Origin of the sequence: Gordonia sp. (in: high G+C Gram-positive bacteria) (assembly GCF_020438995.1) — a bacterium.
GTDB lineage: Bacteria > Actinomycetota > Actinomycetes > Mycobacteriales > Mycobacteriaceae > Gordonia.
Genome location: NZ_JAGQTN010000291.1, coordinates 1 through 16,384, shown reverse-complemented (window position 1 = coordinate 16,384; position 16,384 = coordinate 1). Strand labels below are relative to the sequence as shown.

At 67.0% G+C, this 16,384-nt stretch carries 13 protein-coding genes; 6 read left to right on the top strand and 7 right to left on the bottom strand.

Annotated elements, in window-relative coordinates; all coding sequences use genetic code 11:
• On the bottom strand, nucleotides 1-2,576 hold a 2,576-nt coding region (locus KDB67_RS20595), incomplete at its 3' end, for a transglutaminase family protein (protein ID WP_291020080.1).
• Between the two features lie 153 nt (nucleotides 2,577-2,729).
• On the bottom strand, nucleotides 2,730-4,523 hold the full coding sequence (gene aspS / locus KDB67_RS20590) for an aspartate--tRNA ligase (RefSeq protein ID WP_291020078.1): 1,794 nt from the start codon (nucleotides 4,521-4,523) through the stop codon (nucleotides 2,730-2,732).
• 229 nt (nucleotides 4,524-4,752) lie between these two features.
• Here aspS and KDB67_RS20585 point away from each other — a divergent pair, with 229 nt between their 5' ends.
• The 4 genes from KDB67_RS20585 (at nucleotide 4,753) to KDB67_RS20570 (ending at nucleotide 7,871) form a co-directional block, all read left to right on the top strand.
• A complete protein-coding gene (locus tag KDB67_RS20585; protein WP_291020082.1) occupies nucleotides 4,753-5,619 on the top strand; it encodes a neutral zinc metallopeptidase in 867 nt (288 codons plus the stop codon).
• 139 nt (nucleotides 5,620-5,758) lie between these two features.
• Nucleotides 5,759-6,247, top strand: a complete 489-nt coding sequence (locus KDB67_RS20580) for a hypothetical protein (RefSeq protein ID WP_291020076.1) — start codon at nucleotides 5,759-5,761, stop codon at nucleotides 6,245-6,247.
• A 53-nt stretch (nucleotides 6,248-6,300) separates the two neighbouring features.
• Nucleotides 6,301-7,020 carry an ATP-binding cassette domain-containing protein gene (locus tag KDB67_RS20575; RefSeq protein ID WP_291020063.1) on the top strand — a complete coding sequence of 240 codons (720 nt, stop codon included), beginning with the start codon at nucleotides 6,301-6,303 and terminating at the stop codon, nucleotides 7,018-7,020.
• Nucleotides 7,017-7,871 carry an ABC transporter permease gene (locus KDB67_RS20570; RefSeq protein ID WP_291020060.1) on the top strand — a complete coding sequence of 285 codons (855 nt, stop codon included), beginning with the start codon at nucleotides 7,017-7,019 and terminating at the stop codon, nucleotides 7,869-7,871. The genes KDB67_RS20575 and KDB67_RS20570 overlap by 4 nt, the downstream gene beginning before the upstream one ends.
• Before the next feature lie 33 nt (nucleotides 7,872-7,904).
• Here KDB67_RS20570 and KDB67_RS20565 read toward each other — a convergent pair whose 3' ends face one another.
• From KDB67_RS20565 to KDB67_RS20545, 5 genes are all read right to left on the bottom strand, one after another.
• Nucleotides 7,905-8,759, bottom strand: coding sequence for a hypothetical protein (locus KDB67_RS20565; RefSeq protein ID WP_291020057.1), 855 nt, complete (start codon nucleotides 8,757-8,759; stop codon nucleotides 7,905-7,907).
• A 79-nt stretch (nucleotides 8,760-8,838) separates the two neighbouring features.
• Nucleotides 8,839-9,690, bottom strand: a complete 852-nt coding sequence (locus tag KDB67_RS20560) for a 3-hydroxybutyryl-CoA dehydrogenase (RefSeq protein ID WP_291020055.1) — start codon at nucleotides 9,688-9,690, stop codon at nucleotides 8,839-8,841.
• Between the two features lie 109 nt (nucleotides 9,691-9,799).
• Nucleotides 9,800-10,111: a hypothetical protein gene (locus KDB67_RS20555; protein WP_291020052.1), complete on the bottom strand. Its 312-nt coding sequence runs from the start codon at nucleotides 10,109-10,111 to the stop codon at nucleotides 9,800-9,802.
• Between the two features lie 40 nt (nucleotides 10,112-10,151).
• A complete protein-coding gene (locus KDB67_RS20550) occupies nucleotides 10,152-11,453 on the bottom strand; it encodes a DUF2235 domain-containing protein (protein ID WP_291020049.1) in 1,302 nt (433 codons plus the stop codon).
• Nucleotides 11,454-11,570: 117 nt separating this feature from the next.
• Nucleotides 11,571-14,174, bottom strand: a complete 2,604-nt coding sequence (locus KDB67_RS20545) for a LuxR family transcriptional regulator (protein ID WP_291020046.1) — start codon at nucleotides 14,172-14,174, stop codon at nucleotides 11,571-11,573.
• A 209-nt stretch (nucleotides 14,175-14,383) separates the two neighbouring features.
• On the opposite strand from KDB67_RS20545, the gene KDB67_RS20540 reads away from it, so the two are divergent.
• Together KDB67_RS20540 and KDB67_RS20535 are read left to right on the top strand one after the other, a co-directional pair.
• On the top strand, nucleotides 14,384-14,857 hold the full coding sequence (locus KDB67_RS20540) for a Fur family transcriptional regulator (protein ID WP_291020043.1): 474 nt from the start codon (nucleotides 14,384-14,386) through the stop codon (nucleotides 14,855-14,857).
• 211 nt (nucleotides 14,858-15,068) lie between these two features.
• Nucleotides 15,069-16,384: peroxidase family protein (locus KDB67_RS20535; RefSeq protein WP_366852669.1), on the top strand; the 1,316-nt coding region annotated here is incomplete at its 3' end.

Genomic DNA, 16,384 nt, shown 5'->3' with positions numbered 1-16,384 from the left:
CCGGTGATGTCGGTGAGCAGGTGTCGCAGCGCCCGATCGGTGACCCACGGGTTCGGTGGGGCGTCGACGCCTGTTCCCGGCTCGCCCTTGGTCGCCAGCCGGTCGATCTCGGCGAACGCGATTTCCAGTTCGTACAGCGCCGATTCGCGGCCCTCGTCGGCGCGCGGCGCCTGCGAGGTGGTGCCGACGAAACGCCCCGAGAACAGGTACGACAGCGCGGGATGGCGCTGCCAATACGTCAGCATCGACACCAGCAGGTCCGGACGGCGCAGCATCGGCGAGTCGGCGGGGGTCGGGCCGCCGAGGGTGATGTGGTTGCCGCCGCCGGTGCCGCCGTGGCTGCCGTCGAGGTCGAAGCTCTCGGTACCGAGTTTCACGTGCCGGGCATGCTCGTAGAGCGACTCGAGCAGGTCGGACTGTTCGGCGAAACTGGTGGTCGGCTGGATGTTGACCTCGATGACGCCGGGGTCGGGGGTGACGGTCAGCGTGGTCAGGCGGGCGTCGCCGGGCGGGCCGTAGCCCTCGACGACCACCGGCGTCTTCGCGGCCGCCGCGGCGTCCTCGAGCATCCCGATCACCGCCAGGTACTCCTCCAGGTACGACGTCGGTGGCAGGAACACGTGCAGCACATCACCACGTACCTGCGCGACGAGCGCGGTGCGCGGCAGGAACTGGCTCGGGTCGGTGCGCTTCACGATGTGCCCGACGGTGCCGCTCACATCGTCGGGCAGATCCGGCCGGCGCACCGACGGATCGGACTCGAAGACGGTGGGGGCCGGTCCCCAGGACAGCGAGTCGAGCGGCAGGCGCAGGCCGGCCGGCGATGTTCCCGGGGTCAGGACGATCCGGCCGCGGCGCATCGTCCACTTCGCCGACTGCCATGCCGTGCCGTCGTCGGACCTGTTGAGCGGCAACACATACGCCGTGGGTACGGTGACCGCTTCATCGAGCCTGGCCAGCAGTGACTGCCTGGCCTTCACCGAGTCGGCGGTCGGATCGAGGTCGTCGGCCTCCTCGTCGGGTTCTTCGATGTCGACGGCTGCCTCGGCGAGGGCGACGGTGAGTTGGGTGACGAGAGTGGGATCGCTCGCCGGGTCACCGGGCGGGAGCGCGGCCAGCTCGCGCATCCGCGCCAGCGGATCCTCGAACGCCGGCATCACCTGAGTGGCCGGCAGGCCGAGCGCATCGGCGAACGCCATCAGCAGTGCCCTGGCCCGTACGTGTCCGCCACCTTCACCGGGTTGCGGACCGGAGGTCTCGGTGTCGATGGCGGCGCGCGTGGCATCCATCGTGGTCCACGGGTCGGCGAGCAGTTCGGGCCGGCGCCAGATCGGTTTGCCGTCGGTGCGCCACATCAGCGCGATCTGCCAACGCGGCAGCGGCTCGCCCGGATACCACTTGCCCTGGCTGCGCTGCACGAGTCCGCCGGGCGCGTAGTCGTCCTTGAGCCGTTCGGTCAGCTTCGACGCGAGCAACCGCTTGTGCGGTCCGTCGGCCGCAGTGGTCCATTCGGCGCCGGTCTGGTTCTCGGTGGAGACGAAGGTGGGCTCCCCGCCCATCGTCAGGCGGACGTCGTTGTCGTGCATCCGTTTGTCGAGCCGGCCACCCAGATCCAGGACCTTGTTCCACTGCTCGGGTGTGTACGGGAGCGTGACCCGCGGGTCCTCGTGGAAACGGGTGACCGAGTTGGAGAAGTCGAGGGTGGCGTGGCATGGACCGGTCGCACCGGTGATCGGTGCCGCGCCCCCGGGATGCGGGGTGGCCGCGAGCGGGATGTGTCCCTCGCCGGCGAACAGGCCCGACGTGGGGTCCATGCCGACCCAGCCCGCACCGGGCAGGTACACCTCGGCCCACGCGTGCAGGTCGGTGAAGTCGGCGTCGGGCCCGGACGGACCGTCGATGGCCTTGATGTCGGAGGTCAGCTGCACGAGGTAGCCGGAGACGAACCGGGCGGCCAGCCCCAGGTGCCGCAGTAGCGCGACCAGCAGCCACGCCGAGTCGCGGCACGAACCGATCGCGCTGGACAACGTGTACTCGGGCGTCTGCACACCCGCTTCGAGCCGGACCGTGTAGTTGACCGCCGAGCAGACCGCCTGATTGATCGCCACCAGGAAGTCGATGACGCGGGTCTTGCCGGTGGGCCGGTACTTCTCGGCGAAGACGGCCACCTCGGGGTGGATCGGTGCGCCCGAGAACTCGCCTTCGGTGACGCCCGCCGGGCGCAGGTAGATCTCCAGATCCCGACGCAGATCCTCGGGATACTCGAAACCGTAATTCTCGGCCCAGTCCTCGACGAAGAAGTCGAAGGGGTTGATCGCGGTGAGATCGGCGATCAGGCTGACGGTGATCGACAGCTTCGTCGACGGGTTCGGAAAGACCAGGCGCGCTTGATAATTGGCAAACGCATCCTGCTGCCAGTTCAGGAAGTGGTCGTCGGGTTCGATCGTGAGCGAATACGCCTCGATCGGTGTACGCGAATGCGGGGCAGGACGAAGGCGCACCACGTGTGGATAGATCTTGACGGGCCGATCGAATGCGTAACTCGTCCTATGTTCCAGCGCGACCTTGATTGTCATCCGAGCACCTCCACAGTCATGGTGAAAATCTCATCACACATACCGTTGCCTCGCTTGGCATGCGGACAACACCGACGCCGGATCACAGCCTGGACGCGTGTGGGAGGCACCCGGCCGGATGCCTCCCACACGTCGGGTTCGTTCAGGTGCCGACTACTCCGCGGCGGTGGCCTGCTGATCGGCACGCACCGCGGGCTTGGCGTCGATACCGGACTCCTTGCGCTGCTGCGCGGTGATCGCCGCCGGGGCGTCGGTGAGCGGGTCGACGCCGCCACCGGACTTCGGGAAGGCGATGACCTCGCGGATCGAGTTCTCGCCGGCGAGCAGTGCGGTGATCCGGTCCCAGCCGAAGGCGATGCCGCCGTGCGGGGGTGCGCCGTAGGCGAACGCGTCGAGCAGGAAGCCGAACTTCTCCTGCGCCTCGTCGTGGCTGATGCCCATGATCGCGAACACCTTTTCCTGGATGTCGCGCCGGTGGATACGGATCGAGCCGCCGCCGATCTCGTTGCCGTTGCACACGATGTCGTAGGCGTAGGCCAGCGCGGCACCCGGATCGGTGTCGAGCAGTTCCAGCGATTCGGGCTTGGGCGAGGTGAACGCGTGATGCACCGCGGTCCACGCACCCGAGCCGACGGCCACGTCGCCGGAGGCGGTCGCCTCGTCGGCGGGCTCGAACAGCGGGGCGTCGACGACCCAGGTGAACGCCCAGTCGCCGTCCTTGATCAGGCCCAGCCGCGAGGCGATCTCGCCGCGCGCGGCACCGAGCAACGCCCGCTGTGCCTTGACCGGTCCGGCGGCGAAGAAGATGCAGTCGCCCGGCGCCGCGCCCACGTGCTCGACGATGCCGGCACGCTCGGCGTCGGATAGGTTCTTGGCGACCGGACCGCCGAGCGAACCGTCCTCCTGCACCAGGATGTACGCCAGACCCTTGGCTCCGCGCTGCTTGGCCCACTCCTGCCAGGCGTCGAGCTGCCGACGGGGCTGCGAGGCACCGCCCGGCATGACGACGGCACCCACGTACGGGGCCTTGAACACGCGGAACGGGGTGTCGGCGAAGAACTCGGTGCACTCGACCAGCTCGATGCCGAACCGCAGGTCGGGCTTGTCCGAGCCGTAGCGGCGCATCGCGTCGGCGTAGGTCATCCGCGGGATGGGCGTGGCGATCTCCACACCGATCAGCCTCCACAGGGCGACGAGGATCTGTTCGGCCAGCGCGATCACGTCGTCCTGGTCGACGAAGCTCATCTCGACGTCGAGTTGGGTGAACTCGGGCTGGCGGTCGGCGCGGAAGTCCTCGTCGCGGTAGCAGCGCGCGATCTGGTAGTAGCGTTCCATCCCGGCGACCATCAGCAACTGCTTGAACAGCTGCGGCGACTGCGGCAGCGCGTAGAACGTGCCGGGCTGCAGTCGTGCGGGCACCAGGAAGTCGCGGGCGCCCTCGGGTGTCGAGCGGGTCAGGGTCGGGGTCTCGATCTCCACGAAGTCGTGGCCGGCCAGCACCCCGCGGGCGGCGGCGCTGACCTGCGAACGCAACCGGATAGCCTTGGCCGGCCCTTCGCGGCGCAGGTCCAGGTAGCGGTGCCGCAGGCGCGCTTCCTCGCCCGGCGATTCGTCGAGCTGGAAGGGCAGCGGAGCGGACTCGTTGAGCACCTCGAGCGTCACCGCGTTGATCTCGATCTCCCCCGACGCCAGGTTCGGGTTCTCGCTGCCCTCAGGACGTTCCTCGACCACACCGGTCACCGCAACGCAGTATTCGGCACGCAACCGGTGCGCCACCGCGGCGACGTCCTCGTTACGGAACACCACCTGCACCAGCCCCGAGCTGTCACGAAGGTCGATGAAGACCACGCCACCGTGATCGCGACGGTGCGCGACCCAACCGGCGACTGTGACGGTCTGCGAGGCATCGCTGCGGCGCAACGATCCGGCGAGATGTGTGCGGAGCACTGGGGGTCCTTCCAAAGGGTGGTTACTTTCGGCGCGGCCCCCGACGAGAGAAGGCCGTCGCACGTGCGTGCATCGAACGCGTGCGGGCGCCGAATCGGCCCTTCCATCGTGCCCCATCTGGCGCGCAGGGCCACAACCGCCTCCCGGCACCGGGTCCACGACACGACCCGCGCGCTGTCCAGCGCATTCCTGCGCGTGACCGGGCTCTCGTCATGCCATGATGTTTCCCGTGACTTTCAGCGGCAGCGGATCCATCGAAACCGGCAACGTCTCCGGCGGCGGAGGCGGTGGCGGCCGGGGCGGGCGCATCGCGCTCGGCGGCGGCGCCGGCGTCCTCGTGACGATCGTGGCGCTGTTGTTCGGCCTCAATCCCGGCGACATCATGGGCGGGGGCGGTGGATCGTCGGACGACACGGCCGTGGTGTCCGAGATCGACAAGCACCTTCAGTCCTGCACATACGAGAAAGCCAACAGCGACACCATCTGCCGCATCAAGGCCACGACGGTCAGCGTCGACAGGGTGTGGACCGACCTGCTCAAGGGTTACACCGAGCCGAAAACGGTGATCTTCTCGGACACGGTCAACACCGCGTGCGGCGCCGCGTCCTCCTCGACCGGTCCGTTCTACTGCCCCGCCGACAAGACCGCCTATTTCGATCCCACCTTCTTCGACATGCTCGTGAAGATGGGTGGCAGCGACGGCCCGCTCTCGCAGATGTACGTCGTGGCCCACGAGTACGGCCATCACGTGCAGAACCTGACCGGTTCCCTGCAGAAGGGCAACAAGATGGGCTCACACGGGGCCACGTCGGGTTCGGTGCGCATCGAGTTGCAGGCCGACTGCTACGCGGGTGTGTGGGCCTATCACGCAGACAAGGGCGACGACGCGCTCCTGAAACCGCTGACCTCCGATCAGATCGCATCGGCCATCCAGACCGCGCGCGCCATCGGCGACGACACTATCCAGGGTTCCAACTCCAATCCGGAAAGCTGGACGCACGGTTCGTCCAAGCAGCGGGTGAAGTGGTTCAGCACCGGCTACAAGAGCGGCGATCCCAACTCGTGCGACACCTTCTCGGCGAGCGATCTGGGCTGACCGGTTCGCCCGATCCGCGGCATCGCCCGAAGCTGATTCCGCACCGGCCATTGCACTTAGGGTTGACTAAGTAAGCGCGTCTTTATACGGTTCACCCCAGTCATTCGACGATTTCGATCCTGTGAACGAGGGAGCTGTGATGCGGCGGATTGTGCGCGTTGTGTTGGTCGGGCTTTTCGCGATATTCCTGTCCGCCGGGTTGGTCTCACCTGCCTCGGCCGACGTGTCGATCCGCAACGGCAAGGTCGCCGACCTCTACGTGCGGTCCGCGCAGCCTTCGGTGGCCCAGATGGAACGTCAGTACGCGGCCTTCTGGAACCCGAACCTGCCGATCAATCCCAAGTTCGAGGTCAGCCTCAACGGCAACAACCCCACCGTGCAGAAAAACCTGCGCCAGGTGATGTCGATGAGCCGTTCCTACGACTTCTTCTCCATCCAGGGGCGCGTCCTGGGTAAGCCGGTCGTCAACGGCAACCGCATGTCGTTGCGCGGTCGTGGCGTCATGGCCGGCTTCCCCGCTCAGTCGTTCACCTACTACTACGTCCGTCAGGGCGGGCTGTGGAAGTTCGATTGGAAGGCCAACTGCCGGGCCTCGGGCTGCAACGGCGTCAAGAACTGGGGCTACTGAACCCCCTGCCGGGCGCGCCGGCGATCCCCCGTCCGGGGATCTCGGTGTCGGGGGTGTCCAAGCGTTTCGGCGACAACGTGGTCGTCGATGATGTCACCCTCGGCGCCGGCGCCGGCTCGCTCTCCTACCTCCTGGGCCCCAACGGGGCGGGTAAGACGACGGTGCTGCGGATGGTCGCGGGTCTGACCACGCCGGATGCGGGCTCGATCACGGTCGACGGCCGTCGTCTCCGGGATTTCGCGCAACTCAAACGCGCGATCGGTTTCGGTCTCAATCCGTTCGCCCACAACCCCAAACACACGGCGCTCCAGCACCTGCGATGGCAGGCGCGGCTGGCCGGCGTTCCCCCCGGCGACGCCGACAGGGTCCTGGACCTGGTCGGACTGGGTTCCGTGGCAGGACGACTGACCGGCAAGTTTTCCTACGGGATGTTGCAGCGCCTCGGAATAGCCACCGCACTGCTCGGCGATCCGCGGTGCGTCGTGCTCGACGAACCCGCCAACGGTCTCGATGTCGAGGGCACTCTGTGGCTGCGTGAACTGTTCCGGACGCTCACCGCGCAGGGCAAAGCTGTGCTGGTGGCATCCCACAGCCTGTCGGAGGTCGAGATCACCGCGGACCGGATCATCATCATGGGCAAGGGCCGGGTCCTGACCGACGCGAGCCGCACCGAGGTGCTCGCGCTCGGATCGGGTCCCCGCCGGTTGGAGTCGGCGTACCTGGCCATCACCCGCACCAGCGTCGACTACGTCGCAGGCGGTTCAGGGTCATGACGCACCGCAGACCCGACACAGTGCCCGTGCCGGCGGTGCCGCGAGTTCCGGGCTCGGCGAATCCGGTAACACATCTGCTGCGCGCCGTCCGGGCCGAGTTCGCCAAGCTCGGTCACCGCAGTCCCCTGTGGTACGCCGTACTCCCCTTGGCCGCGTTCATCCCCGCGGCCCTCAATTTCGGTATCGCCAAGGCCGCCCAGCTCAACAAGATCGACGGCAGCGGCGGCATGGACACCAACAACGCCGCGTACTGGATCATCGTGTTCTCCACGTTCATCCTGATGACCGGCGCGGTGACCTCGTTCTGCGGCGAGTTCCGCGACGGCACCGTCGAGCTGGCCTTCGCCGTCCAGCCACGCCGATGGTTGTTACCCGTCGCCAAACTCATCGTCTTCGGCGGTATCTCGGGTATGGCCTCGATGATCATCACATTCGGCATCATGTGGGGCTACCACCTGCTGTTCCCCGATGTCTGGGGCCGTGTCGACGTGTTCTCCTACGACGGTGTGCGCCTATGGCTCGGTACGCCGCTGCTCACGGTGCTCGTCATTGCGCTCGGTCTCGGATTGTCGGCGCTGTTCCCCCGCCCCGGCCTGGTGGTGATGCTCATCCTGCTGTGGAAGTTCGGCGTCGAGAAGTTCGTCGAGTTCTTGCAGGGGGACTTCGGAATCCTGCTGCAGCGCTGGTCACCGTTCCGCAACGCCGAGATCGGCGCCGGTCAGATGGTGACCTTCGACAGCCCGTTCGGTGGTGCGCTCGGTTCGATGCTGTATTTCGCGGCCATCGCCATCGGCTTCTTCATCGCCGGCGTGGTGCACCTGGCCAAGGCCGATCTGCGCAGCGGCGACTGATCTTCGTCCGAGGACGCACGATGACGGTGATCCCTATCGGGCGAACCGGAACACGACGGTGTTCAGCAGGCACGGCAGCGGCTCGATGGCCGCCACCCGCAGCACCTGACGGGTCGCGTCGTAGTCCACGCCCTCCGATTCCCAGTCACCGGTGCAGGCGCTGCGGCCCCGCAGCGGCAACGTCAGAGCCGTCGACAACCGTGCCGAGGTGACGTCCCCGCCGAGCGGCGCCGTCAGGTTGACCGCATGTACCGTCTTGACCGGCCGATCGTCGTCCACGCACAGCAATGTCCGCTCGTTCATGAAGTCACACGACTGGATGTCGCCGACGGTGCGGTCGAACCGGATCTCCCCGAGATAGCGGATCGTCGAACCATCGGGCTGCCCGACGGGATTGGCGAACACCAGCAGCCGGCGCTGCTTACCGAACTCCCCGGACACCAGATACTTGCCCGACGGCGAGACGGTGGCGAAGGAATTGTTGCCCTTCTCCCCCGGCCGCACCCGATGGAAGTACGAGCGACTACGACCGGCGGCATCGGTCACCACGAAGAGCTTGCGTCCCGACGACAGGTTTTCGTAGGCGTCATAGATTTGACCGCGATGGATGTCGTGGTCCCCGATGTGGTTCCAGCCCGAGAGCGCGAGATCCGGACGGATCGACGTGTACCCGCGAACCGTGAGCCGCCCCGACGCGGTCGTGGCAAGCCCCTGGTTGGCGTCGATGCTCGGATAGCCCGACGTCCCGGCCAGGCGCCATGCCGGAGCAGCCTGCGCCACCGGCGCTGCGCAGAGCGCGACGGCCGCCAGCGCGGCGGTCACGATCGCGGTGAGTGCTGTCCGAATCCCCCGACGACCCCGGATCAACCCGATATGTCCACTTGTCATGGTCCTGCATACTAGTGGTCCACATCACGTTGGCCGGGGTCAACCGGGTGTTCAACTGACCGCGGGCCCGGTCGCGCGGCTACTTGGCGTAGTCGTAGAACCCGCGGCCGCTCTTGCGGCCGAGATAGCCCGCGTCGACCATCCGGCGCAGGAGCGGCGGCGGGGCGTAGTGCGATTCGCGGAACTCGTCGTACAGAGACTCCGACACATCGAGCACGATGTCGAGGCCGACGGTGTCGCACAGGGCCAGCGGACCCTGCGGATGCGCGCATCCGTTGACCATGCCGGTGTCGATGTCTTCCTTGGATGCGTAGCCGCTCTCGAACATGCGGATGGCGCTCACCAGGTACGGGATCAGCAGTGCGTTGACGACGAATCCGCCACGGTCACCGGCCTGGATCGGCTTCTTGCCGAGGTTGTCACGGACGTAGTCGGTGACCTTCTGCGCCGCCTCGGGTGCGGTGGCGAGGCTGGAGATGATCTCCACCAGCGGCATTACGGGCACCGGGTTGAAGAAGTGCACTCCCACCACGCGGGACGGGTCGGCGACCTCCTTGGACACCCGGATGATGGGGATCGACGAGGTGTTGGTGGCCAGGATCGTCTCCTTCGGGGTGACCCTGTCCAGGTCGGCGAAGAACGACACCTTGAGGTTCTCGATCTCCGGGAGCGCTTCGATGACCAGTTCCCGATCGCTGAAGTCGTCGACGGTCGTCGTGGTGCTCAACCGGGCCAGCGCGGCGTCGGCGTCGGACTCGCTCAGCTTGCCCCGCTTGACGCCACGGGCCAGGGACGCCGCAATCCGGGCACGCGCCGCGTCGGCGGTCTCCTGGTCACGTTCGAGGATCAGGACCTGGTCGCCGGCGCGGGCCGCGACCTCGGCGATTCCGGCGCCCATGGTGCCTCCGCCGACCACACCTAGCTGCGTCATATGGCTGTTCTCCAATCTCGGTGGATGCGAGCCGGGGCCGGGTGCCTCTCGACCGCACTGTCACCGAGTCGATGATAGTGAGGCCCCGCGCTCGCGGGGCAGGGCAGGCTCAGGCCGGGTCGGCGAGCTCGCCGTGCGGTCCCGGGTTGACGCGCGTGCCGCGCGGATATCGCACCACGGTCTCGTCGGCGAAAACACCGATGACATAGCCGATTCCGTCGCCGTAGGCGACGCATACCAGGTAGCGCAACACATGCTCGGGAACCCGGCCGGTGGGCATCATCACCGGGACACTGATCCCGGACACCACGACTCGCTCATCCGGGTGATCAGCGCGTCCGACTATGTCGCCGGGTCGCAGGTCTTCGGGGTGAACGTCCTCACCGGACCGGGTACCGACGTCCGACGTGAGCTCTGGCATGGGACGACACTAACAACCCGCGCCGTTTCGGGCAGCAAACTCATCCCGCGGCCGACCCGGTCTCCTGGTGGTCGACGGCGAGGTCGGCAAGGGTCGGCACGGACACCGCGATGTCCTGCGGGGTGGCGCCACACTCGGCGAGTTCATCGAGCCAGACCGTCATGTTCGGGTTGACCGGCCAGCGCTTCGCACCGCCCAGTCTGTCGAGTGCCGGCTGCGCCAGGAGCACACACCAGGCGCGTCCGTCGTCCGGGCGCGGCTTGGTCATCACCGCCCGCTCAGCGGGTACCGCCTCTTCGTACTGTTGTTCCCACCGCTGGATTTCGTCGGCGTCGACGGGGTCGACCATGGGCGCGAAGTTCCGCCAGCCGCGTCGGAACCTCTTCAGCAGATCCGACGGCATCCGTCTGCCGTATGCTGCCGCGAACCTGCTGAAGACGTTGGCGATGCGATAGAACACGGTCAGCGAATTGTGCGCCTCCTCGTCGAGTTGACAGCGGTTGGGCACGATCCGGTCGAGGTCGAAGGCCAGTCCGGTCTTGGTTGCCTCGGTGACCATCCAGGCCAGCGTCCGGTCGCCGAGTACGCAGTTCTCGTAGCCGCCGCCGACGTCGGAGTGCACACCGTCGAACCACACCTGCACCACATCGCGACTACCACCGTCGGCGTTGATGCGGCCCCACAGACATGGCGCGAATGCCCGTCTGCGTTCGGCGGCGGCCAGCGCCTGCCGGGCCACGAGCACCTGCTCGCTCAGTCGTACGTCGTGGAAGCGGTACCGGCGTCGCGTCGGTCCCGGTGCTCCCAGCGCCCCGACGGTGTCGAACACGCCGAGGAACGCGATGGGCACCGGTTCGTGACAGAACGGTGCAAACTCCTCGTTCTCCTTGTCCCACTGCGGGTTTCCCTTGAACCCCGGATCGAATCCGGACTTGCGCCGTGGCCGTTCGCGGTACAGCTTCAACGCCTTCGGCAGTTTTCCGGAAGCCACGCCCTGTGGTTTGAGCAGTCCGATCGTGGCGATCATCCCGACCAGACTGCGCGCGGTGTAGGCACCGCGGCTGAACCCGAAGACGTAGACCTTGTCACCCTTCTCGTAGTTCAGCGCCAGGAACCGGTAGGCGTCGACGATGGCCGAATCCAGCCCGATCCCGAACGCGCCGCCCACGAGGCGCTCGGTCTTGCTGCCGCCGGTACCCACGCCGGCCCGGTAGTAGACGATCTGCGGCTTTCCGTCCGCGTCCACCGGCGCCACGGCGCGGGCGATCTTCTCGATGTTGGACACGTCGACGTCGTCGGCACGTTTCCACGTACCGTCACAGCACACCACCAGCGTTTTCATCGGCCCTCCCAGGTCATGTTCCGACAGTACGAACGGTCACGAGGTGTGTCACGGGTAGTCGGCTACTCGATCACCGGACGCGCGTGGCCGGTCACCCACGTAGCACCGGCGCCGTGCTCAGCTATCACCGGTGAGGAACGCCGCCAGCGCCGCGCGGTCACCGACACCGAGTTTGGTGCACGCCCGCAGGACGTGACCTTCGACGGTCCGCACCGACACCACCAGTCTGTCGGCGATCTCCCGGTTGGTCAGGCCTGCGGCGACCAGGTTGGCGACCTCTCGTTCCCGGACGGTCAGCGGCAGCGGGTTGGCCGACTCCACCACGGCCGGGGTGTGCAGGCCACCACACTGCGCCGACAGCCTGGTGGTTGTCTTGGCCGAGGCCGCCAGCGCGGTCCGCTCACCCACACTGTCGTGGAGGGTGGCCGCCGCGGCAGCCGAATCGGCCGCCGACAACAGCGCACCGATCCGCTCGAACTCGGCGGCGCACCCGTCGAGCGCACCGGCATCGGACTCGACGACGGCGCGCGCATGCCGCGCGTACAGCCCCACCAGGTCCCCGTCGATCTGCGCCGCCAGCTCGGCGAGGCGGACGGGCACCTCTTCGTCGGGAGTACCGAACCGGGCCACCGCGTGCAGGGCTTCAGCCTCGATGGCGAACTGACCGCTCGCCGCCGCCGCGGTGGCGGTGGTGCGCGCGTGCGTCGACGCGGCCGACACCATGCCCTCGGATGCGTACTGCCACGCCTGCGCGATCTCGAGCATGTGCCGGAAGACCTCGACGGCCGGACCCGAACACGAGCGGGCGGCGGCAAGGACCCCGGCGGCTGCTTTGGAATCACCGAGCGCCGAATACGACTGTGCGAGATAGATTCTGCCGGGGAAGACCCACGACAGCCTGTCCTGGTCCGCCAGCGCCGCCATGGTCTGCTCGATCCGCTCGACCGCGGCGGGGAACCGCCCGCGTGCGACGTCGACGGCGGCCATGTGCGTTCCCGATAGTGCCCAAGCCAGATACTGTCCGGCGGAAGAGAATTCGACGTACTGGTCGGCCGCGGACTGGGCCGCTGACAATTGTCCGGTCAGCGTCAGCGCCAGAATCTCACCGAAGCCCGCCGGAAATCGCAGTACCCCATCGGTGCTCGTCTCCGCGCTGTGCCCACGACGGGCGATGGCGGCCACCTCGGCGCCGCGGCCGGCGAGGGCGCGCGCGAGCCCGCCACCGAAGACCGCCCACTCGGTGGCCCACGGCAGCGGCGCGGACGCGTCGAGCACCTTGTCGGACAATTCGATCGCACCCGCGATATCACCGGTGAAAAGCGCACAGGCCGAGGCGATTCCGTCGACGATCTGGCTCAGGACCGGATCGGTGATCCGCTCCCGGACCAGCGCGAGCACATCGTCGGCGGCGCTGACATCGCCCTGACCCCAGAACAGGTTGCCGATCCGCTGCAGTCCCCAGACGAGGAGTTCGCCGTCGTCGAGCGCTGCCGGGTCGTATCCGGCGAGCACCGCGTCGGATTCGGTATTGCGGCCCTTCCACATGAGTGCTCGCGCAAGCAGACTCGCGGCTATCACGCCCGCACCCTCGTCGACGGCGGCGCGTGCGAACCGCTCGCCCATCGACACGTCGGCGAGCATCAGCGAATCCCGGGCAGCCGCGGCGAACAGCTCGGCATCGGCGTCGGCATCACTCTCGAGAGCCAATCCGGCGAGCCGGATACGATCCGAGGCCGTACGCAGCGGACGGGTACGCAATGCGGAGACGAGTTTGCCCCGCAGACGACGGGACGCCGCGAAGCCGAGCCGCTTGCGAATCACCTCGCCGAAAAGGGGGTGGGCATAGCGGACGGTCAGTGCCCGGCCGTCGCGGCCGATCCGGATCAGGCCGGCGTCTTCGGCATTCTCCACCGGCCGCTCGCCCGCCAGCTCCATGAGGACGTCGAGGTCGATCGGCTCGCACAGCGTGAGCAATTGCAATACGTGCGTCACGTCGTCATCGAGCTTGTCGATGCGGCTTTCGAGCAGGGCTGCAAGTTCGGAGGTGATCGTGGCCCGGCCGCGAAGCTGCCACACATTGTTCACCTCACGCAGGCTTCCCGATTCGACGGCGCCCTGCACCAGGTGCCGCAAGAACAGCGCGTTGCCGCCGGACGCGTCCCACATGAGGTCGGCCGACAGACCCTCGAGTCGTCCGCCGAGGACTCGTTCGACCAGTTCGACGCTCTGCTCCTTGCTGAACGGTGTCAATGCCACCCGGACGACGTGGTCGTCCTTCCACAGCGATGTGATGGCGTCGGGCACCGCTTCGCCACTACGTACCGTGGCAATGATATGGACGGCCTTGTCGATGGCCAGTTGATGCAGCAGCGTCGCCGACAGTTCGTCGAGCAGGTGGGCGTCGTCGACGCCGATGACCGGATGTCCGTCCGAGAGCAGGGATTCGCGGGCGGCGGCGAGGTAGGTGACAGGATCGCTGGAGGTTGCCGGCCCCACCAGATGCGCGAACACCCCGAGCGGAATGCTGCGTGCGGATACAGTGCCCGCAACCCAGCGCACCTGCAGTTCCATTCCGTCCACGGCATATCGCGCCAGTGTCGTCTTGCCGACCCCCGCATCGCCGGTCAGCACGACGCCGCAGTGGCCGTTCTTGTCTCCGAGTGCGTCCCGGATCCGAGCGAACTCCAGTTCACGCTCGATCATCGGCCAGTTGTTCCCCATGGGCACAATGTAGCCCCCATCACCCAGGTGCTCCACAGCAATACCGCAGCTGCGTAAAGGTCCGAAATCGTTGCGAGCGATATTTATTAGCAAAGCTAGGGTAATGCGTCGCGAAACGCTGCGAGATGAGCCGATCGGTGGCACTCTGAAGAAATAGTGACTCCCGACACAGGGTTGCCTAACTTTTCTGGATTGATTCCAGAAAACTGATGACAAACCGCTGCGGCGCGCCTACCGTAGGTGAGGTGAGTGAGCAATCCACCTTCGCGGACCGAATCCGTGGCAGCGGCCTTCGGGTGACGCGGCCGCGGGTCGCCGTTCTGGAGGCCGTTCACTCTCATCCGCACGCCGATACCGACACCATCGTCGGTGCGGTGCGCTCCACACTGCCGGATGTCTCGACCCAGGCCGTTTACGACGTACTGCGGGCCCTGACCACTTCGCGGCTGATTCGCAAGATCCAGCCGTCCGGTCATCTCGCGCGCTACGAGGCCAGGATCGACGACAACCATCACCACGTGGTGTGCCGACAGTGCGGGACCATCGGCGACGTCGACTGCGCGATCGGCCAAGCCCCTTGTCTCACACCGTCGAACGACCAAGGCTTCGTCGTCGATGAGGCCGAGGTGATCTATTGGGGCCTGTGCCCCGACTGCTCGGCGACCCGGACCGAGACCGCCTGACCCAACCCTGTCCAGCCCCGACCCACTCCAACAAGGACCACCAACCAGCCCCCACGATTTTCCCGCTTGGCCGAACGATCAATACTGCGGCACAGCCATTTTCGCAGTCCAACCATCGACCGAACCCCAATCAGCGCGCCGGAGACCCACTTCCGGCGGGCAGTCGACTTACCTATTTTCTCGGTCGATCACCGAAAGGATCATCAATCTCATGAGCGAGACAACCGACACCCCCCAGACGCCGCAGGGCGGCACGGCACCGTCCGGCGGATGCCCGGTGGCCCACGACACCATCGCACCTCCCACCGAGGGCGGCGGCAACCGCGACTGGTGGCCGGGCCTGCTCAACCTGAAGCTGCTGGCGCACAATCCCGATGTCGGAAATCCCCTCGGTGGCGATTTCGACTACGACAAGGCGCTGGAAAGCCTTGATGTGGAAGCTCTTACGGCCGACGTCAAGGCTCTGCTGACCGATTCGCAGGACTGGTGGCCCGCCGACTTCGGCAATTACGGACCGCTGTTCATCCGCATGTCGTGGCATGCGGCCGGTACCTACCGCGTGTCCGACGGCCGCGGCGGCGCCGGTGCGGGCATGCAGCGTTTCGCCCCGCTCAACAGCTGGCCGGACAACGTGGGCCTGGACAAGGCGCGCCGTCTGCTGTGGCCGATCAAGAAGAAGTACGGCAACGCCCTTTCCTGGGCCGACCTGCTGGTCTTCGCCGGCAATGTCGCACTGGATGCAATGGGCTTCAAGACATTCGGTTTCGCGTTCGGCCGCAAGGACGAATGGGAGCCCGAAGAGGTGTACTGGGGCCCGGAGGCCGAATGGCTCGCCGATCGGCGCTACAGCGGCGAACGCGACCTCGCCAACCCGCTCGCAGCCGTGCAGATGGGCCTGATCTACGTCAATCCCGAAGGGCCCAACGGCAATCCGGATCCGCTCGCCTCGGCCATCGACATCCGCGAGACCTTCGGCCGGATGGCGATGAACGACGAGGAGACCGCCGCGCTGATCGTCGGCGGGCACACCTTCGGCAAGACCCACGGCAACGGTGACGGCGACAAGGTCGGTGCCGAGCCCGAGGCCGCACCGATCGAACAGCAGGGTCTGGGCTGGGTCAGCTCGGTGGGTACCGGCATCGGTCCCGACGCGATGGGCAGCGGCCTGGAGGTCATCTGGACGCACACCCCCACCAAGTGGGACAACAGCTTCCTGGAGATCCTCTACAGCAACGAGTGGGAACTGTTCCACAGCCCCGCCGGCGCGCAGCAGTGGCGGCCCAAGGACAACGGCTGGGCCAACTCGGTACCCGAGCCGTTCGGCCCTGGCAAGACCCATCCGTCGATGCTGACCTCCGACCTGGCACTTCGGTTCGACCCGATCTACGAGAAGATCACCCGCCGCTGGCTCGATCATCCCGACGAGCTCGCCGATGCGTTCGCCCGCGCCTGGTTCAAGCTGATCCACCGTGACATGGGCCCGGTCGACCTGTACCGCGGACCGCTGGTGCCGTCCGAGCACCTGCT

Coding starts and splice junctions, on each gene's coding strand:
- KDB67_RS20570 (WP_291020060.1), top strand. CDS start 7,017: ATGACGCACCGCAGACCCGACACAGTGCCCGTGCCGGCGGTGCCGCGA.
- KDB67_RS20550 (WP_291020049.1), bottom strand. CDS start 11,453: ATGAAAACGCTGGTGGTGTGCTGTGACGGTACGTGGAAACGTGCCGAC.
- KDB67_RS20565 (WP_291020057.1), bottom strand. CDS start 8,759: ATGACAAGTGGACATATCGGGTTGATCCGGGGTCGTCGGGGGATTCGG.
- KDB67_RS20560 (WP_291020055.1), bottom strand. CDS start 9,690: ATGACGCAGCTAGGTGTGGTCGGCGGAGGCACCATGGGCGCCGGAATC.
- KDB67_RS20540 (WP_291020043.1), top strand. CDS start 14,384: ATGACAAACCGCTGCGGCGCGCCTACCGTAGGTGAGGTGAGTGAGCAA.
- KDB67_RS20580 (WP_291020076.1), top strand. CDS start 5,759: ATGCGGCGGATTGTGCGCGTTGTGTTGGTCGGGCTTTTCGCGATATTC.
- KDB67_RS20555 (WP_291020052.1), bottom strand. CDS start 10,111: ATGCCAGAGCTCACGTCGGACGTCGGTACCCGGTCCGGTGAGGACGTT.
- KDB67_RS20545 (WP_291020046.1), bottom strand. CDS start 14,174: ATGGGGAACAACTGGCCGATGATCGAGCGTGAACTGGAGTTCGCTCGG.